Source organism: Chlorogloeopsis sp. ULAP02, from assembly GCF_038404745.2.
Lineage (GTDB): Bacteria > Cyanobacteriota > Cyanobacteriia > Cyanobacteriales > Nostocaceae > Chlorogloeopsis.
Genome location: NZ_JAYKTT020000010.1, coordinates 42,015 through 62,131, shown reverse-complemented (window position 1 = coordinate 62,131; position 20,117 = coordinate 42,015). Strand labels below are relative to the sequence as shown.

Here is a 20,117-nt window from a genome sequence, read left to right as displayed (position 1 = left end):
TGAATTTGAGCTTTGAACCAGCAGCTTGCTGGAGAGTGGAAGTCGTGAAGGGTGGAGGTGGTTGGCGATGAACAGTTTTTCCTTCAATCTGAATAACTTGATGAGGATACCGCCGTGCTTCCTCAACTAACCTGGTTGCCTCTGCTTCCGAAAGCACACGCTTAGACTCTGGTGTTTCTGTTTTATTTACAGCTGCATCATCATGGGTTTCTGTTTCTTGTTCTGGTGCTTCTTGTGGAGAATTCGTCGTACCTTTGTAAAAAGCCCGGAACCCCTCGGCATAATCTACCCAAACACTCCAGTAGTCTTGAGGGACAAAAGTTTGAATTTCCCTTTCCCGTTGACAAATCAGGTGTAAGGTGGCACTTTGGACTCTGCCAACACTTTTAGCACCGTTGTTTAATGCCCAAACTAATGGACTTCCTTTGTAACCTACTAACTTATCCAGACAATCTCGACATAATCCCGCGCCAATTAAGTTAAAGTCAAGTTTCCTGGGATGGGCGATCGCTCCTCGAACTGCCGCTGCTGTAATTTCGGAGTAGACAACTCGTTTTGGTTCCCTCAATCCCAGTACTTCCTTCAGATGCCAAGCAATAGTTTCTCCCTCCCGATCTGGATCGGTTGCTAAGACAACTTCATCAACTTGCTTAACCGCAGCCTTTAATTGCTGGATAGTTTCTTTCGAGCGTTGGTCACGAGGTATATAATTACATCGCACACTACTGCCCTCCATGATGAACCCCAGGGAATCCTCACCTTCATCACTGAGTTCTCGAATGTGGCCGCAACTAGCACGAATAATCCAATCAGAACCAAGGATTTGACTGAGTTTTTTGACTTTACCAGGAGATTCAACCACTAGAAGGCGTTTGGGCATAGCACTCTCAATTTGTCTGACTCGATCCTCGATAAATTCGCTCAATCTGCTGCGGAGAAAGGTGTGTCATTGGAAACCGCTCGTGGGCAGAAATTGTGTGTTTCTGAGGAGGTTGAACGTCGTTTTGCTGGGCGTTGTCAGCGAAACGGATTGCGACATCGCAATTTGGAAACTGCTTTAAGAGCGGCTCATCCATCTCTGATTCTGGAAGCTGGCTTTGGGGCAAGACATAGGCGTGCTTATGGGGGTCGTATGCTAAAATTTCTGCTGTCTCAATGTGATAAATCCAAGCATAAATACTGAGTTGCCCTTGGTAGAGCTTAGAGTGAATCACTGGATACGTCCGTAAATTCTCAATTTGGGTGAGTACATTTTCGGCAATCATGATTTCTAGCAGTTCTTCTCCCTGATAATGACCGTAGTGATCTAGAACCAGTCTTCGGGTTGCCTCCGCATATTTGAGCCAATCATGTACAAGCGGCATTTCCTCTCGCAGACTGTTTAACTTCATCAGTCCTTTCATTGCACCACAATGAGAGTGACCGCAGATAATAATTTGTCGAATATCTAAGGCTTGAACAGCATATTCAATTGTGGCACCTTCACCGCCATTAGTTGCTCCAAATGCGTTAATTGAGAATAGTTCTTCTATTATAGGTTGGCTTGCTGCTTTGAATTCCCCAATACATGGGTCTTTTTTGAGAACTTCCAAGATGCTCCCTATCTTTAATGAAATAGAACTTGTTAATAGGTTTTAGTTCTCTTGAGATTTGAGCGATCGCTTTGGTATTGGCAAGCAAGATTTTCGCGAAATCAAGCAGAAAATTGGAGGAGATTTTTTAGGACTAATGGCCCATAATTGTCAAAATCATAGATGATTAAGATGGACTCCTTCCGTAACAACGCCAGCAAGGAGGGATTGTCATGAGTCGGCAAAAATATCCTTCCCCGATCACTGGTTTCGCTTCTATGCTCAACCTGAATCGTCGTCAGTTTTTATTGCGGACTGCTGTTGTGATCGCCGCAACTGTAACCTACGAGCAAGTACAAGCCCAAAAACCAACTTCCCCTGGCGCTTTACCCAAAGGATTGCCGCGTCGAAAAGTACTCATTATCGGTGCAGGTATTTCCGGTTTAGTGGCAGCGTATGAATTAACAGCAGTTGGTCATGATGTCACCATTTTAGAAGCTAGGAAACGTATTGGCGGTAGAGTGTTAACCCTGCGGGGAGCCTTTCAAGGAAAGGATTTAGTGGAATTTGGAGCAGCTAGAATCCCACCGAATCATCATTTAACCCTTGATTACATCAAACATTTTGGTTTAAGACTTTCACAGTTTGCGCCGACAACTGGGAAATATATCACGATGAAGGACGGAAAACGTCTATTAGTCCCAGCGAAAGAACTATTTAAAAATCTACCAGAACCTCGTGTCCAAGAGATTCAAAAAATAACGGATGGATTTGATCTACTTCCCCAAGCATTTGCCCAAGCATTGACAGAAAAAATTAAACTTGATAATTCTGTGACTCGGATTGTACAAACATCTCATGGTGTTGAGGTGTCGTGCTTATCAGGGCAACGATATCTTGCTGATTGTGTGTTGTGTACTGTACCCTTGACCGTTTTAAATCAGATTGCTTTTTCACCTGACCTATCTCCGGCAAAAAAACAGGCCGCAGCAGGAGGATATAACTATCGAGCAACAACCCGTTGCTTTGTTAAATTCCCCAATCGGTTCTGGGAAAAGGATAACTTAAATGGGTGGGGATTTTTTGAGGATGAAGAACTGTGGCATACTACTTGGGATAGACCCGAAAAAACAGGTATTCTTCATGCCTATCTCAAAGGCGAAAAAGCTGTTGAGATAGATGCTTTTGAAGGCAAAGCTCAACAGACAAAATTACTCCAGCATTGGGAGAAGATTCTGCCTGGGGTAACTAATTACTCTGTGCGATCGCACTTTTATTCATGGACAAAAGATGTCTGGTCAAAAGGAGGCTGGGCTTATCCAACAGATGAACAGGAGAAGAAACTATTTTCAGAATTAGGGAAGTCAGAAGGACAGATTTATTTCGCTGGAGAGCATACTTCTAAGACGAGAGGCTGGCTTCAAGGAGCATTAGAATCTGGACTCAACGCTGCTAAAGAAATTCACTTTGCTGGCTCTACCGTTCCTTTGATGAGAAGGTGACACCTCAGTAAATTCGTATAATTTATAAACCAAGCCCGGTGGGCATTGCCCACCGCAACTTTAACTCTACACCTTAAACTTCTCGGTAATCCGCTTCATTGCCTCTTCTACATTCTCCCGGCTATTAAATGCAGAAATGCGGAAGTAACCTTCACCCGCAGCACCAAAGCCTGAACCGGGTGTGCCTACAACATTGCAGCTATGCAGCAATTTATCGAAGAAATCCCAGCTAGAAAGACTATTAGGTGTTTTCACCCAAACGTAAGGAGCATTGACACCACCGTATACAGCTAATCCAGCCGCAATTAGTTGCTCACGGATAATTTTGGCGTTTTCCAGATAGAAGCTAACTAATGCCTTGGTTTGCGCTTGCCCTGCTTCAGAATAAACTGCCTCAGCCCCACGTTGCACAATATAGGATACGCCATTAAATTTAGTAGATTGGCGACGATTCCAAAGTTTCCACAACTCGACATCGGAACCATCAGCGGCTTTGGCTGTGAGGTTCTTTGGTACAACTGTCAAGGCGCAGCGAGTTCCGGTAAATCCGGCATTTTTAGAGAAAGAACGAAACTCGATCGCACACTCTCTTGCTCCTTCTATTTCGTAGATGGAGTGGGGAATCGATGGATCGGTAATAAAGGCTTCGTAAGCTGCATCGAAGAAAATAATCGAGTTATTAGCTCTAGCATAGTCTACCCATGCTTTGAGGTGTTCTTTGGTGGCGGTTGCACCAGTGGGGTTATTAGGGAAACACAGGTAAATTAAATCGACTTTCTGCGAGGGAATTGTGGCGGTGAAGTTATTTTCTGCTGTTATTGGCAGATAAACTAAACCCTCAAATTCACCTTTATCGTTGGCTTTTCCAGTATTTCCCGCCATAACGTTAGTGTCTACATATACGGGGTAAACCGGGTCTGTAACGGCAATGGTGTTGTCATGTCCAAAGATTTCTAGAATATTGCCAGTGTCACATTTAGAACCATCTGATACAAATATTTCCGAAGCATCAATTTCGCATCCCCGTGCTTGGAAGTCGTATTTGGCGATTTTCTCACGCAACCAGGCATAACCTTGCTCCGGGCCGTAACCTTTGAAAGTAGCGCGATCGCCCATTTCTTCCACAGCTTTAATCATCGCTGTGCGGCAAGCTTCTGGTAGTGGTTCGGTGACATCACCAATGCCCAAGCGGATGATTTTGGCATCTGGATTCGCCTCAGCAAAGGCATTAACTCGTCGCGCAATTTCGGGAAACAGGTAACCTGCTTTTAGCTTCAAGTAGTTGTCGTTAATCGTTGCCATAGTAGATTGTGAAAAAAAGCCCTAGATAAAACAGCTTACTGCTAATTGATATGGGCGATACCTTTATTGCTTATACCTTTTTCATACTTCATACTTCAGGCTTCAGTTAACTTCCAGCCCTTCAGGTGATTTTAAAATACATACAGTATTAAATGCCGCACATAAAAATTGCATCCGTTTGCAAATGGCTTCAAATTCTTCTCCTTGAGCAAGGTCAACTCGTGCATAACACAGGCGAACTGGTATTAAACGCAACTTACGCACACCTTTACTATCTACTTCTACAAGAAATACAAAAGACCAGTCATTACGTAGGAGCGGATCTACTGCATAATCATCCAAAAAATCGCCAGTATCATAAAGGATTAAACCATGCTTGTAGTGTTCTATACCTTGGAATAAATGGGCAGAATGACCGTGAAAGATATCCACGCCGCAATCTATAACTGCGTGGGCAAAGCGGCGGAAGTGGGGTGGTGGGGAAGTGACCATATTTGGCCCCCAGTGGGCAGAAAGGATTACCAGTCCAGCGCCTGAGCGCCGTAACTGCACCACCCAAGATTCAATTAGTGCTAGGGTTTTAGAGTCAGAGCGGATTGGCAGATAGTTAGTGCCAGGGCGATCGCTTGTTGCTGCAAATTCAGGCTCGTTATCTGTAATTGCAATAATACCTACTTTTAATCCGCCAACATTAATGACGGCTGGAGTTGTTGTCTCTTTGATATTTCTACCCGCCCCAGCATGATGAATTCCGGCAGCATCTAAATAGTGCAACGTATCAAGTAACCCTTGTTCTTCAAAATCCAGCGTGTGATTGTTGGCAAGACTAACAAAGCGAATATTACCAGCACGAAGCACATCTACTGCAGCGGGATCGGCACGAAAGTAGAAGGCTTTTGGCGTTTTGCTCCATTGTTGAGGGTGCTCGGTAATAGCACATTCCAGATTAGCAATCACGGCATCTGCTTTCTGTAAAATCGGCAGGACATTACCCCAGAAATCATCAGGCGATCGCCAAGAAATTTCTTCGTTGACTCCTCGACCGAGCATAACATCACCAATAAATGCTAGGGTGACTAACTCTTTCATAGAAATCTAATGAAACAAACAAGTCAAATCCTCTTTCCTTCTGCCTCTTTGAAGCTTTGAGCCTCCTTCGGAGGAGCTTTGCTAACGGAGGAAACCTCCGCTCAAACTTCTCTCTGCCCTCTGCCCTCTGCCTTATTTCTCGAAAGATACCGCTTAAACCACCCAGTCGCTAATCGCGCTACTTCCTCTAATGTCCCTACTTCCTCAAATAAGTGAGTTGCACCAGGGACAATCTCTAGTTCTTTGTCAACACGCATTAGTGCTAGTGCATCCTGATTCATGCGAATCACTGAAGTATCATACCCACCAACAATCAAAAGTGTCGGTGCTTTGACACGACCTAATGCCGAGCCAGCCAAGTCTGGGCGTCCGCCACGAGAGACTATTGCTCCTACAGCTTGTGGACATTCTGTGGCTGCTAGCAATGCAGCAGCTGCTCCAGTACTGGCTCCAAAGTAACCCACCCTCAGCTGACTTGTGTCTGGGTTTTGGGCAAGCCAATCTGTTGTGTCAACTAACCGCGATGCCAAAAGACCAATATCGAAGCGCAGGTGTCTTGTCCGCAAATCCACTGCTTCTTCTTGGGATGTCAGTAGATCAATTAACAAAGTTGCCAATCCGTGAGATTGCAGTATATCTGCAACAAATTGATTGCGAGGACTGTGGCGACTGCTACCACTACCATGAGCAAATAATACAATTCCTTGGGCATTCTCAGGTATAACTAGATTGCCCTCTAGCTTGACCGAACCTGTTGTAATTAAAACTAGGTTCTGTTGAGCTTTCCGTTCTGATGTCTTATTCATATAAGTTCGGTCTCCCTTTAAGCAATAAAAAATTAAAAATTTAAAAAATTAATTGATAACTAAACAAAGAACAAAATCCAATCAATTCGTAAAACTAAGTGCCATAGCTAGCAAATACACTTCTCCTGTAAGATATACTTGCTAATTTTTTCCAGTCCGGTCGTTTGAGTACCATTCCAAATTGTTGGCATGGGCAAGTGATCTAGAAATTTTGCCTGTACGCAGCCATTCATCCATTTCTGATGGAGATTGGACACACCGGAGTCGCGATCGCAACTCTTCTCCCTCTAGAACTTCTTTTTGTAATAGGATTTGGGCTGTTTCTTCCAACAATGCCCGATTCTTGTCTAAAATTTTTAGGGCTATGTAATGTGCTCTATCGACAATTTCCTTGACTTCTTGGTCAATTTGCTCGGCTACCTTCTGGCTAACTGTGCGCCGAGGATTAGTGAACCCTTCTAAAAACTCTTGTTTAATCTGCTCGAAAGCGATAGGGCCAAGAGTATTACTCATACCATAAAGCGTAACAAATCGCTCTGCTAAATCGGTTGCTTTTTGAATATCATCACTAGCACCAGTGGAAACTTTATTGAGAATCAGCTCTTCTGCCGCACGTCCACCTAATAGCGTGACAATTCGCCCGCGAATTTCATCTTCTGTCATCAAAAAACGGTCTTCCTCTGGTAATTGCAGCGTGTAACCTAAAGCACCTACACCACGAGGTACAACCGAAATTTTTTCCACGCTGCCACCTCCAGGCACGAGCGTACCAATCAGTGCGTGTCCAACTTCATGATAGGCAACGGTTTTTTTCTCACTGTCATTGAGAATCCGGGATTTTTTCTCCAACCCCGTTAAAACTCGCTCAATCGCTTCTTGAAAATCAGCCATTGCCACAGTCTGTTGGTTGCGGCGGGCTGCTAGTAATGCTGCTTCATTAACGAGATTCGCTAAATCTGCGCCTGCAAACCCTGGAGTTCGAGCCGCTAACTTTGATAAATCCACATCAGTTGCTAACTTCACGTTTTTGGCGTGAATTTTAAGAATCGCTTCCCGACCAATTTTATCTGGACGATCTACCACAACCTGACGGTCGAATCGACCAGGACGACGCAAGGCTGGATCTAAAACCTCTGGACGGTTGGTAGCAGCTAAGATAATCACGCCTGTGTTGGAATCGAAACCATCCATCTCCGAAAGTAGTTGATTGAGAGTTTGCTCTCGCTCATCATTACCACTTAAGTGCGGCCCTACATTAGCACGGGATTTACCTAAAGCATCAAGTTCATCGATAAAAACGATACAAGGTGCTTGGTGCTTTGCTTGTTCAAACAAATCTCGCACCCGTGCAGCACCAATACCTACAAACAGTTCGATAAACTCAGAACCGGAAATACTGAAGAAAGGAACAACTGCCTCGCCTGCAATTGCTTTTGCTAGTAAGGTTTTACCAGTTCCCGGAGGCCCAATCAACAATACTCCTTTAGGGATTTTTGCCCCTAAACGGGTATATTTGTCTGCATTTTTGAGAAAATCGACAATTTCTTGCAGTTCTGTTTTCGCTTCATCAATACCAGCAACATCATCAAATTTCACACCTGTATTGCCTTCTGAGTAAATGCGAGCCTTGCTCTTACCCACTGTCAGCGCTGCCTGTCCTCCTATTTGACTGCGGTTCATCAACCATCCCCAAATCGCAAAGAAAATTAACGGTGGTAAAACCCAGCTAAATAAAGTTGAGATCCAACCAGTGCGGCTAGGAGGCAGGGCGGCAAACTCAACATTATGCTCCCGGAGCATCTTTTGCGACTCTAAATCCAGTGGAATTGGTGTGGTAACAAACACCTGTTTGGATTGCGTGTCGGATTGTTTTGTAGTTGGTTCTGGTTTCAGTTCATACTCAATCCGGTTCGTATCAACAACTGCGCGAGCGACTTTACCAGCTTCTACCTGAGAGATAAATTCACTGTATGGTACGTGATTACGGGCAGGTTGTACCCACAGAAGCATATTTAAGAACATCAGTAATGATAACCACAGCAGTACACTACTGCCCATATGCCGAGGTTGTGGTGTTTTGCTTTGGCGATCGCCATCACCGTTATGATCCACTGGCATAGTTGATTGCTCCTTTTAAATGGGAATCGGTTAATGGATAGTGGTTAGTCGGAAATAAACTACTAACTACTGTACGGGCGGGCGGGTTTCGTTGATTATCTTTCGGCTCAAACTGATGATTTATCTTCTAAACCCACCCCTACTACCTACTAACTACTACCTACTAACTAAACGAGTGACATCGCATGAACGTGTAAGTCTCGCTGCTGATCTGTGGTGAGGTGATGTTTAAACCACTGGCTTGCTAACCTCCCTACTTCTTGAAGTGCTCCTGGCTCATTAAAGTTGTGAGTTGCCCCTGGAATTATCTCCAGTTGTTTATTTGGAGCAGTAATTAATGCCAAGGCATCTTCATTCATTGCTATGACTGGCAAGTCATTACTTCCTACAATTAATAGTGTTGGAGTTTGCACGCAGGAGAGAACTTCACAAACTAAGTCAGTTTGACCGCTATATGAGACAATCGCCCCAACTGCCATTGGATGTTCTACTGCTGCTAGCAATGCCGCACCACTGCCAGTTCCATAACCGAAGAAACCAACCTTAAGTTTGCTGGTGTTAGGATTCTCAGCTAGCCAGTTAGTTGCTTTGATTAAGCGTGCAGCTAGGTGTTTGGTATCGCATTGGTAATGCTTGGTTCGCACATCGATCGCTTCCTCTTCTTTTGTCAGTAAATTGATGGCAATAGTTGCCAGCCCTACCTGACGCAAGATATGGGAGAGATAGCGGTTACGGGTGCTGTATCTGCCGCTACCGCCACTATGAGCAAACATAACAATTCCCTCAGCAGTTTCAGGGACAACCAGTTCTGCTTCTAAGTAAGCTGAGTCAATCTTGACTGTCACTATTTGCTCTTGTGCGTCCCATATTGATTTTGTATCCATTGGTATTCCCTCCCGACGGGGGCGTCTAGATGTCGATGCTGGCTAGCTATAAATAAGGTGAGGGTGCTGAATTGCTAAAAGCTCAGTTCCATTAAGCTTGAAAGCTGATCGCTAACTGCAAATTGTCTTGCTAACAGTTCCCGCACTTCATCATCAGTTGTTTGCGAGAAGTTTTCATACCAAAGACCGATCGCATACAAAGGCTCTGGTGTTAATAGACACACTACCTCTTCCACTTCAGCTCGCAACTCTTGACACGTAGCCAGGGGTGCGACTGGAACGGCTACAACTATGCGTTGAGGTTGTTGCTGTTGCAGAATAGCAATGGCAGCACGTATAGTTGAACCCGTAGCAATACCGTCATCAATCAAAATTACAATGCGATTGCGTACATCTAATGGTGGGTGTTCTCCTCTATAGACGTGATCGCGACGTTGTAATTCTCGCAATTCTTTGGCTGCAACTTCATCTATGGTTTTACTGGAGATTCCAAACCAACTGATCACATCGTAATTGAGTACCCGAATTCCACCGGCAGCGATCGCACCCATTGCTAGTTCTTTGTGATGGGGTACACCAAGCTTTCTAACAATACAAATATCTAAGGGGGCATGGAGTGCCTCTGCCACTTCAAAAGCTACTGGAACGCCCCCACGAGGCAAAGCTACAACTAGCACATCTGGGCGGTTGGCATAAGCTGCAAGTCTTCTAGCTAAAATCTTGCCTGCTTCAGCGCGATCGTGAAATTTTGTTGCCATCTTTCTCACCTCCTTGGCTTGGTGGATTGCTCAGAACAATTTTTGTTTTTCAAGGGCAAAAAGAATTAATAAGGTGAAAGTAATGTCTTGATTTTGTTCTGTAAGATTTACAAGCAAATACTTAACTTGTTTTCCTCACCACAGTTTGAGTTACAGTATTTGTCAAATTTACTTTTGGCAACAGTTTCTTGCTACTTTTCGACGTTACTAAGGGAAAAAATAATCACTAATCAAATTTAGGAAGAAGTTAATCTATGTTAACTTTGACAATTTTTGTTGATGGGGAACATATTGTGAAAGGTTATTTGCAGTGGTAGTTGCATAATCCCTCCTCACTGTTAGATATTTATTGCTTGTGTGAAGAAGTTTTTCAGGAATTTGACTTAAGTTGCTTCCTCCTACTCATTTTTGCATTCATCCTTTTGCTGATTTGCAAATTGGCGTGGAGGTATTTGCTAAATAGAAATTTTTTGGCGAAGATTGAGTGATTATTTTTTCTTCTGCTGCCTTGGCGTTTGTAATTTTTGCTTCGTTGCTTGAGTAGTGATTATACTCACCTCTTTATGATAAAAAGAGCAAGTGATTCATTGCGATCGCTCTACTTTTAATCGCTTCACATTTAGGAGTTAACAATTAGGAATTGGGATATTTTTGAAATTTTGAATGCAGGCGATCCCAACTCTACTCTTAATTTAGATCATTGCATTAAAAGCAAACAAGTGCCACTATTAAGATAAAAAATGATATAAAAACAACCACTTAATTGGGGATTGGTCATTGTCATTGGTAGGAGCGGGTTTATTTAGATATTTCGTCATTCTAGAGAGATTGTTGTTCAAACCCGCCCGTACAGTAGTTAGTGGTTAGTATTAGTTGTTCTCCTCTGCCCCGTGTCCCCTTGTCTTCCACAGCGCCCATGCTCAGAGGAGAACTCCTTGCCCCACTCTCCTCCTCCTCTTCAAGTGTCCCTAGTTATCCTACCTTTATTGGTTTAGAATAATCATTTCTGTACATAGATTGGCATGGGTAAAAGCAAAGATAAGTTGCCACCTGTGGAATTGCTGCACAACTCGCCATCTGTTGTGCTCAACCTCAGCGATCAAAAATTTAAACGAGATTATTTGAATCACCTGCAATGGACAGAACCTATAGTCCAGATGTTGCAGGAACTAGATGATCAGGTGCAGGTGGCACGAGTTATCCGGTTGGCTTTAGAAGTAGATTTGATGTTGGGGGCAAAGTTAGCAGGAGTTGTCAAACAAGAGTTTCAACAACAGACAGTGAGTTTGGTTGCTTCCCTAAAAGTGCCTGAAACTTGTCGGAGTTATCTGTTGAGGATAACAGCTTGTGAACAGGCGATCGCATCTGTGGATGAGATGTTAGCAAAAGAAGATGATCATCTGCAAAATCCAGAAAAATTTAAGCACAGCACCCCAGAAATTTCTATCTTAGAACCGATAATCGATAGTTTGAATGTAAATGCTCTCATTGAGGCTTTATTGGATCAAAATTCTGGCGTACGGCGAACTGCTGCGATTCAGTTAGGACAAATCAGCACACCACAAGCGTTAGAAGCCCTAATGCAAGCTGTACGGGATGAAGACTCGATTGTACGTGCTTGTGCGGTTTGTGCTTTAGGAAATATTGGCAATCCATTGGCGGTAGATGCACTGAAGCAGGTTTTGAATTCTGACAGATCTGATATTCGTGTTTGTGCTGTTGAGTCATTAGGACAAATTCACCATCCCTCGGCAGTCAATGCCCTGATTGAGGCTTTGCATGATCAGGATTTTAGTATTCGTAGTGTTGCGGCTATTGGGTTAGGACAAATTGGCGATGACTCTGTGATTGATAATTTGATTGAGGCGTTGCAAGATGAGAATTTCGAGGTTCGGGAAAATGCTACTGAGTCGTTAGGGAAAATTGGTAAATCAAAAGCGGTGGATGCGCTAATTCAAGCTTTGAAGGATGAAATGCCAGAGGTGCGTGGAGGAGCTGCTGGTGCTTTAGGACAAATTCGAGATCCAAAAGCAGTGGATCTGTTGATTCAAGCTTTAGAAGATGAAGACTATGGTGTTCGCATCCGTGCTGCTCATGCACTAGGAAATATTGATGATATTGTAGCTATACCTGCTCTTATTCATGCTTTGAATTCTGGAGGCATCAGCGAAGCGGCTGCTTGTGCATTAGCAAATATTGGCACTCCTTTAGCGGTGGATGCTTTAGTTCAAGCTTGTAAAGGTGAACAAAATAGTTATATTTTCTATGATTCTCTTGATGCCATAGGACAAGTAGCGAATCCGTTGTCATTAGATGTATTAGTTAAAGCTTGTCAACACGAAGTCTTGGCTGTGCGTGAAAGTGCGGCACAGGCGTTAGGAAAAATCGGCGCTCCTCAAGCGTTGCCTCAGTTGTGGGAGATGTTAGTTACTACACCCGGTATTAAAGTTAGCTCAGTTGTAGAAGCGATCGCCTCTATTCAAACAAGCTGTGGTTACTATAATTATGCGCTCTACAAGGCAAAGAAATCTTAATAGTTATTGATAAATGAGCATTAAAAAATCTTTTTAGTTAATAAATACAATGGCTGAATGAAATGATTATCCTTTGTTCAACCTCAGTCTATCGATGTACTACCAAAGTAATAGAAGTAAATACCACAATTGACAGTCCCTGGCAATGGATATGCAACGATAGCATCTAATTACATAGCCTATTGGAGGTGAGAGAATATGGTGAAGCCGTCTGAGCCAGTTCTCCAGGAGGAACCCCGTAATCAGAGAGCTGCTGTTATTCCTCTCAAGCATGAAGAATCATTTCTCGAATGGTTGAGAAATAGAGGTCGATTAATACCACGTGGTACTGAAGAATACTACGATTATGATGACGAGGAAGAAGAAGAATTAAGCTCAATCATGAGTAACAATACTTATGATTATGAAGAACAGGAGACTGCACAACTGGATTTGGAGGAATGATATCGAGTTCACTTGAAAATTAATCATTGAAACTAGCGCGGAGAGTTTTGAATGATAAGTAATTAAATGAATTTGAAATAAATTCTTCTAAGTAAGTCAACATAAATAAACTAAAAACACAGATCCCCGACTTCTTTAAGAAGTCGGGGATCTTCTTATAAGTGGAATTTTCCACCTCAATCTACACGAGTTTTAGCTCTGGATATTGCGCCAGTATATCATCAGTGGTAAGGACATCGCCTTCTGCTTGAGGAGTCCACAGCAGTTCAATCGCCAACAGTTTTTCGCTAGGGATACTACCGATTTGACGTAAGGCTTGACGCAAGTCATCAGCACTGTTGACTTGTGGAATTTCAAATTTGCCCAGAGTTGCCGCCAGTAAAGTCACTATAATGTATTCTCCTGGCCCTTCGGTAATCAAACGGGTTGGATTATCCAATTCACCAGTAGACGGTAAAGCACCTTTGGGATTGGCTGCTTTGAGCTGGTTATTGACGTTAGATAAAGTCTCTTCGGTGAATTTGCTGCGTTCTGCCAATGCCAAACGGTTAAATACACCTTCAGCTGCATTCAAACGTGCTTGTTGTGTGCCACCACCCGCATATACCCAGTATTCTGGATGGCGAAGTAAAGCCAGGCTGGCTTCTTGCAATATTTCAGTTCTACCTTCTGGAGAGTTGGTATCAGCAGTTTCAGCAATACGATTGAGTTCGGGTTGCAAATCACGAGCTTGAGCTAATAAGCCCACTTGCAAACGCGCAATTGAAATAGGAGGGTTACTGCTATAGCCAACTTCGTCGTAGCCACCCTCATAGCCACCACTGGTAGCACGACGGAAAGTTTGGACTAAAAAGCCAGCGATCGCAATAAAAATTAGCAAGCTAAATAATCCACCACCGACACCAAAAATTGGTACGACAAAGGGGAATCCCCATCCACCACCTGGATACACAGGGTAGGGCGCTGGATAGTATCCCCCGCCAGGAGGTGCATAAGTCCGGGGTGATGAGTAGGGGCGGCTACTGGGCGCTCTGAAAGAACCACCACCAATCCTACCTCCGCTACGGGCTGCTAGTGCTCCATCGGCTTGAGTTAGCACCAATGCGAACACCGCGACCAGAACAAACAGGGATTTTAAAAGCGGTTTGATGGTTTGTTGTAGTTTTTTACGCATAACACAATTGCTTGAAAAACGGTATTTGGTTATGATTTTCTCACTAGGGTGGGATGTTTTTGTTTAGTCAGTGACGCCAGTTCATGGCCCGGAGCGAGTTTTCATTAGTAGTAGCTCTCATCACAGGCTACATCTTCAATGTACCGTTTCCAACCCGACATCAACAGCTATCTTTAGAGGGTATTCCGATCGCAATAACCGTACTTGTTATTTTTTATCTTCAAAGGGGCAACGGATAGGGATTAGAAAGGAGACAAGGAGACACGGCAAATATTTTTGATAAATTTCTCCCTCTCCCACTCCTCTTCAAGCGTCCCTAATATTAAAGTTGCCAAAATGGCAAGACATTTTATTTTCATTCAGCTATTGTGTTTATGACTAAAAAGAATAGCTAATAAAAACTTTTATGGTTAATCTCCCTTAAAGCTTTATGAGGTGAGTATACTGCTATTTTCTAAAGCGGGGTTTAACTATTGTATTTTTACAAAATTTAGTGGAGTTAGAAAAATAACTATAGGACTCATCTTTGATTTTTGAAAAATATGTAGCCAGTCAGATGTGTGATCACGGAGCGTAACGCACCGTTTTTAAGGGTTGGATGCGTTAGACGAATAGTTCAATTATTTAGCACAATTGTAATTTTTGCTTTTTATACAGATTATTTCATTGATTCAAAATTACTCAATTATAAAATTGCTTTGTAGTTATTATTATATAAGTTACTATGACAACACTCAAATACTAAATTATTAAAAAATTATTGGTTAAATAATATTAAGAAACAAAAATGAATGCAAAAAAGTATATACAAATATAGAAAGTTTATACATATTTATTTACAATTCAATAAATATGAAATTTTTGAAGATAGATTATAAAAAGTCTCGGAATCAAAATCAATTTGCACTGGATCGAGTTTTAATAAACTCTATTTGGAAATTTGGTTGTTGATAGTCAATCAATATCTAGTTTTTTAAACTAAGTACTCTTAGTAAATTTAGCTTGGAATTTACATATAATGATGTGAATTAAAATATGAAGCTATAAAGTAGAATGAGAGATAAAAGTTACTATGTCAAATTTCCCGAAAATTAGGTTACTAAAACGAGGAAATAGGAAATAAAATTTTCCCATAAATTAACATTGAAATTGAATTGTATGGATGTCTGATTATTCTAAAACAGAAACAATATTTTTTCTTGATTTACTAATTAAGTGATTTTTAAGTCTGTAATTCAAAAAAATAATTTCAGATTTTCTACTATTTAGAAGTTTAATTATTTAATTCCTAATGAAACAGATTTCCCAAAGGTTAGCAACAATTAGAGATACAGTTGCATCTCCAGATATCTTGATCGTGTCTCGTACTTTTTTACCAATAGAAGGCGGGAGTGAGGAATATATATACAATCGTTGTCTTCAAGAACGGGAAAGAGTAATTGTGCTTACGGCTAATTGTATGGGCGATAGAGCATTTGACAGAGCGCAAGGTTTTCCTATCTATCGGTGGCAAATTCCTAAATTTTGGTATGGTGGTTTGCAGGGAATTTTCCTAACACCATTGCTCAATTTTGTATACAATTTTATACTAGTAATTAAGCTTTATTTCCGTTATCACTACCGTTATATAGAGTGGACTCACGGTTATAGTTTTCTTTGTTTATTAGTTTTGAGTTATCTTTTACCGATTCGTTTTTTTATCTATCTAAATGGGAATGAAATTCTGTGTGCTTTACGCAATCCTATAGCGCGATCGCTGTTTGCATTCACTCTACAACGCGCTACAGGGATTATTTGTCACAGTTTTTTCACCCGTGATTTGGTTACCACCTATTTTCAATTTAATACTCCTGCCCATGTCATTCACCCGGTAGTCAGAAGGGAAAAATTTGACATTGAAAATTCCACAAGTATGGAGGATTTACGTTTGCAAGTGCGAAATAGCTACAATATTTCGGAATCCTCTGTGGTAATCCTTTCTGTCGGAACACTCCACAAGCATCAAGGCAACAACTTAGTAATTGACAATTTGCCGCTACTGTTGACTTTGGGGCTAGATGTCCACTATATAATTTGTGGACAAGGCCCTTTTGAGCAAAAACTTCACTCTCAGGTTCAGCGTTTGCGGTTAGATCGGTGGGTACACTTTGCCGGACACATATCTAATAATAAGTTAGCTGGCTACTATGCAGCTTGTGACATTTTTGCTATGCTAGCTTTATTCGATCGCAAGGCTGCTAGTATTGAAAGCTTTAGTGTTGCTCACTTGGAAGCAGGTTATTTTAGCAAGCCAGTAATCGCCTCTTGCTTTGGTGCTGCGATAGATGTCATCCGTCATGGAGAAAATGGTATACTAGTAAACCCTAATTCTGGCAACGAGATGCTGACAGCATTTAGGCAACTATGTGAAGATAAAGGATTGCGCGAGAAATTAGGGCGCAGGGGAAGAGTTTTAGCCAACAAGAGGAGTTTGCATCAATGGCCTTATGTTCGTGAGGCTCGCTATTCTTGTTTATTGACTTAACCTCCACCAACAATGGTGACTATTTCCAAGCGATCGCCTGGCTGCACTTGAGTATTTTGCCAAAACTGACGATGAAGAATTTCACCGTTATACTCTACTGCTACCAAACGAGGATTAAACCCCAATTGTTGAAGTAAATCGGGTAAAGAAGTTTGAGAAGGGCAGCTACGAGTTTCTCCATTTACCTGAAGGGTAATTTGATTAGACATAGGACTTTTCAGGAATTGGTTGAATGCGATTTAGCTGCGATAGAAAATATTGTGTTACCAAAGTAGGTTGTTCAGCTTGCATGATACTGCGTACCACTGCTACACGTTGTGCTCCAGCATCAATCACCTCATTGATGTTGTTTGGATCTATGCCCCCAATGGCAAACCAAGGTATGGAGCAATGTTTGGCAGCATAACTGACATATTCTAAACCAGCAGCTGGCTTGCCAATTTTTGTAGGAGTTTCATAAACTGGCCCTACACCAACATAATCCGCACCTTCGGCTATTGCCCGTTGCATTTCATCCGCATTTGTGGTAGAACGACCTATCAAACGGTGAGGCCCTAGTAACTGTCGGGCAATGGCAATGGGCATATCCTGTTGTCCCAAGTGTACCCCATCAGCATCTACCGCTAAAGCTAAATCCACCCGGTCATTGATGATGAAAATTGCATGATAAGAATGGCATAACTGCCGCAATTTCTCAGCTAATGCAATCCGGGTACTATCATCAGCATTTTTATCGCGATACTGTACTAAAGTTAACCCACCTTTAAGGGCTGCTTCGACAGTTTCCAGTAAATTTTCTGTTGGGGAAGTGACAAGATACAAATGCGATCGCAACAGTAATTGGTGTCGCTGATAACCCATTAAATCACTTTCTAGGGTATAAACCCGATATCGCATCTGCTTAAAAGCTTTCCCCATATTTGAGTGGTAAAGCTTACCATATTCTTCTAACACTCGCAAGGCTTCTTCCACTCGGCAGAAGTTAGCTTGCAGCAGAGATTTTATACTTGAGCGTTCCTCTTCTTGAGGATGGGTTAATTCAGTACCAGAATCACCTGGTGTATCACGCGCCGCCCGTAATTGAGCTGTATGCCAGCTTGCTACCTCTTGCCGCATTCGCTTGCATTCCCCAGCCAGCTGGGAATTATTCAAGCCAAAGCGACACCATTCTTCAATAATTCGCAAGCCTTCCCGCACCCGATCTAAGTTTGCATCCAAGATGCGGTAAACAACTTGTTGGATTTGCTCTCTTTGGCTGTATGGCTCGACCATTACAACAACCCCATTAGTGCTTTCATCGTAACAGTCAGCCTGTTTCATATTCTCAATATTTTTTGCATATCTACTAATTTTTTACTAAGAATTTAAGATGAGGGATTGTAGAATATTTCTACTTTAGTCCCTGGCACTTCATTAAAACACTTTGTATCAAAAATAGCTACCATTACGGTAACTGAGCTGTATTATCGACATTTTTGCAAAAGAAAGAGTATAAAAAATGCTAGCTTTTTATAGGGAGTGCAGCAAAAGTGATTGACCTCCATTTTTTTTCTAAGTCTTGTTGGCAGGATATCCAATTAACACACACAGTTGCTCAAAAGCGCAAAAGATATTTTTGTGTTTTTGTCGCAATTCCTCACATATCTCGTTTTTCATTTTTATCTCTGCTTGCTGGTATAGGAGTAGGTAGTGCAGCCTTCCTGGGTAGTTGCCTGGATAGTGCTGTTGCTCAGATACCGAAGACACCAGTGCAGATACACCTAAGTGAGAGTACAATTTCTCAGGTTAACGTGCTTTTTGTCAACCCAAGTGTCGGAGATGACAAACAAGATAAGGTCAGTGAAAGCACTCCTTTGAAAACTATCACTCAGGCTTTGCGAATAGCTACTCCTAATACTACGATTAAGCTGGTCGAGGGAACATACAGTACCCAAACAGGAGAGATGTTTCCTTTAATACTAAAGCCTGGTGTTACGATTCAAGGAGATGCTAGCAACAAAGGTCGCAATATTATTATCGCTGGTGGTGGTGACTATCTCAGTCGTAGTTTTGGCAGTAAAAATGTTGCGATTGTGGGAGCCAAGGAAGCGCAGATAATTGGGGTGACTATTACTAACTCCAATCCACGTGGTTATGGTTTATGGATTGAATCTAGCAATCTAACAGTAGCAGAGAACACGTTTACTGGCAGTACTCAAGATGGGGTTACCGTTACTGGTAGCGGGAAACCAATTATTCGTCATAATTTGTTTGCTCGCAATGGAGCCAACGGCATTACAATTACCGGCACCTCTGATGCGGAAGTCCGTGAAAATATTTTTCAAGAAACGGGTTTTGGGATTAATATTGCTCAAAAAGCTCAACCCTTAATTGTCGGTAATCAAATTCAAGACAACAGAAGTGGGATTATTGTACAAGCTGCTTCTCACCCAGTGATACGGAAAAATGTAATTCAAGGTAGTAAAGAAGATGGGTTAGTTGCGATCGCTCAAGCACAGCCAGATTTAGGCAACCTTTCTGATGCTGGTGGCAACGAGTTTCGTAATAACAAACGTTATGACATTAACGCCAACGCTCTTGGGCAAACTATTTCTGCCTACGGCAATAAACTAGCAAGCGATCGCGTTGTCGGTAAAGTAGATACAAAAGGTACAGCAGTACCCATTGCCCGTAACTTACAATCTCAACCTCAGCAAACAGAAACGGCTACGGGTGTGCCACGGGCATTCACTGAGATGAGAGCGCTCCGCAGCCCGAATGTCAAGAATTCACAGCAATCCTCTGTGGCGTCTCGTCTGCGTGTCGCAGCATCCAAACCAAAGCAACCGACTTCCCCAAAAACTGGAGCATCTCCAATTCCAAGTACCTTGACGAGTAGACAAACAGTCAGGGGAAGCAAATCACAGACTAATGACATGCAGATCGCTAACAATGATAACAATGTCATAGAGTTTGTTGCACCTGGTGCGCAGCGCCCATCCACTCCAGTTACATCCGCTCCTGCCCAGTCATTGCCAGTACTACAAGCTGTACCTCTAGGCGAAGCGGCACTTTTGTCTACCAATATGCGAAAAGTGCCAGTACCCGGCGCTACTGCCAAACCAGTTCAAGTCAGAAGTTCATTAAGTGGGCAATCTCCAGGGATAGGGCGTTACCGAGTGATGGCAGCAGTACAAACACAAAAAGATCAGGAATTAGTGAGATTTCTTGCTCCTGGTGCTTTTGCCACTTCTTGGCAAGGTAAAGCAGCTATGCAAGTAGGAGTCTTTAGCAGTCGCTCTAACGCCGAACAAATGCTGAAAATACTTAACAACAATGGGTTACAAGCGACGATGGAGTTAATAGGCAATTAGTTGATAGTTATTTATGCATTATTGTTAGTTTTTGACTGTTAACCATTAACAGTTTTTA

General features: G+C 42.4%; 16 protein-coding genes. 5 read left to right on the top strand and 11 right to left on the bottom strand.

Annotation, left to right across the window (positions count from 1 at the left end):
* Both U2718_RS06520 and U2718_RS06515 read right to left on the bottom strand, forming a co-directional pair.
* Window positions 1-880: type IA DNA topoisomerase (locus U2718_RS06520; RefSeq protein WP_411813238.1), on the bottom strand; the 880-nt coding region annotated here is incomplete at its 3' end.
* A gap of 7 nt (window positions 881-887) precedes the next feature.
* Window positions 888-1,565 (bottom strand): carbonic anhydrase, encoded by a 678-nt coding sequence (locus U2718_RS06515; protein ID WP_411813239.1) that lies wholly within the window; start codon window positions 1,563-1,565, stop codon window positions 888-890.
* A 239-nt stretch (window positions 1,566-1,804) separates the two neighbouring features.
* Here U2718_RS06515 and U2718_RS06510 point away from each other — a divergent pair, with 239 nt between their 5' ends.
* Window positions 1,805-3,073, top strand: a complete 1,269-nt coding sequence (locus tag U2718_RS06510; RefSeq protein ID WP_341998020.1) for a flavin monoamine oxidase family protein — start codon at window positions 1,805-1,807, stop codon at window positions 3,071-3,073.
* 66 nt (window positions 3,074-3,139) lie between these two features.
* On the opposite strand, the gene U2718_RS06505 is transcribed toward U2718_RS06510, so the two are convergent.
* The 6 genes from U2718_RS06505 to U2718_RS06480 form a co-directional block, all read right to left on the bottom strand.
* Window positions 3,140-4,375 (bottom strand): LL-diaminopimelate aminotransferase, encoded by a 1,236-nt coding sequence (locus U2718_RS06505; protein WP_341998021.1) that lies wholly within the window; start codon window positions 4,373-4,375, stop codon window positions 3,140-3,142.
* A 102-nt stretch (window positions 4,376-4,477) separates the two neighbouring features.
* A complete protein-coding gene (locus U2718_RS06500; protein WP_341998022.1) occupies window positions 4,478-5,464 on the bottom strand; it encodes a CapA family protein in 987 nt (328 codons plus the stop codon).
* A gap of 101 nt (window positions 5,465-5,565) precedes the next feature.
* Window positions 5,566-6,270 carry a dienelactone hydrolase family protein gene (locus U2718_RS06495; RefSeq protein ID WP_341998023.1) on the bottom strand — a complete coding sequence of 235 codons (705 nt, stop codon included), beginning with the start codon at window positions 6,268-6,270 and terminating at the stop codon, window positions 5,566-5,568.
* A 141-nt stretch (window positions 6,271-6,411) separates the two neighbouring features.
* Window positions 6,412-8,388 (bottom strand): ATP-dependent zinc metalloprotease FtsH, encoded by a 1,977-nt coding sequence (gene ftsH, locus U2718_RS06490; RefSeq protein ID WP_341998025.1) that lies wholly within the window; start codon window positions 8,386-8,388, stop codon window positions 6,412-6,414.
* 167 nt (window positions 8,389-8,555) lie between these two features.
* Window positions 8,556-9,272 (bottom strand): dienelactone hydrolase family protein, encoded by a 717-nt coding sequence (locus tag U2718_RS06485; protein ID WP_341998027.1) that lies wholly within the window; start codon window positions 9,270-9,272, stop codon window positions 8,556-8,558.
* Window positions 9,273-9,346: 74 nt separating this feature from the next.
* Entirely contained in the window at window positions 9,347-10,030 is a 684-nt protein-coding gene (locus U2718_RS06480; RefSeq protein WP_341998029.1) for a phosphoribosyltransferase, read from the bottom strand.
* A gap of 1,022 nt (window positions 10,031-11,052) precedes the next feature.
* On the opposite strand from U2718_RS06480, the gene U2718_RS06475 reads away from it, so the two are divergent.
* Both U2718_RS06475 and U2718_RS06470 read left to right on the top strand, forming a co-directional pair.
* Complete coding sequence (locus U2718_RS06475) at window positions 11,053-12,564, top strand: HEAT repeat domain-containing protein (protein WP_341998030.1); 1,512 nt, start codon at window positions 11,053-11,055, stop codon at window positions 12,562-12,564.
* A gap of 198 nt (window positions 12,565-12,762) precedes the next feature.
* A complete protein-coding gene (locus U2718_RS06470) occupies window positions 12,763-13,008 on the top strand; it encodes a DUF3134 family protein (RefSeq protein WP_341998032.1) in 246 nt (81 codons plus the stop codon).
* Window positions 13,009-13,189: 181 nt separating this feature from the next.
* Here the strand turns inward: U2718_RS06470 and U2718_RS06465 are convergent, their stop codons facing one another.
* Entirely contained in the window at window positions 13,190-14,182 is a 993-nt protein-coding gene (locus U2718_RS06465) for a DUF1517 domain-containing protein (RefSeq protein WP_341998034.1), read from the bottom strand.
* A 1,291-nt stretch (window positions 14,183-15,473) separates the two neighbouring features.
* Here U2718_RS06465 and U2718_RS06460 point away from each other — a divergent pair.
* Window positions 15,474-16,706, top strand: coding sequence for a glycosyltransferase family 4 protein (locus tag U2718_RS06460; RefSeq protein WP_341998036.1), 1,233 nt, complete (start codon window positions 15,474-15,476; stop codon window positions 16,704-16,706).
* Here U2718_RS06460 and thiS read toward each other — a convergent pair.
* Window positions 16,703-16,915: a sulfur carrier protein ThiS gene (gene thiS / locus U2718_RS06455; RefSeq protein WP_341998038.1), complete on the bottom strand. Its 213-nt coding sequence runs from the start codon at window positions 16,913-16,915 to the stop codon at window positions 16,703-16,705. The two genes, U2718_RS06460 and thiS, sit on opposite strands and share 4 nt — an antisense overlap.
* Window positions 16,908-18,026, bottom strand: coding sequence for a thiamine phosphate synthase (locus tag U2718_RS06450; protein WP_341998040.1), 1,119 nt, complete (start codon window positions 18,024-18,026; stop codon window positions 16,908-16,910). The genes thiS and U2718_RS06450 overlap by 8 nt, the downstream gene beginning before the upstream one ends.
* Before the next feature lie 209 nt (window positions 18,027-18,235).
* Here U2718_RS06450 and U2718_RS06445 point away from each other — a divergent pair, with 209 nt between their 5' ends.
* A complete protein-coding gene (locus tag U2718_RS06445; RefSeq protein WP_411813237.1) occupies window positions 18,236-20,059 on the top strand; it encodes a DUF1565 domain-containing protein in 1,824 nt (607 codons plus the stop codon).
* Window positions 20,060-20,117 lie beyond the last annotated feature (58 nt).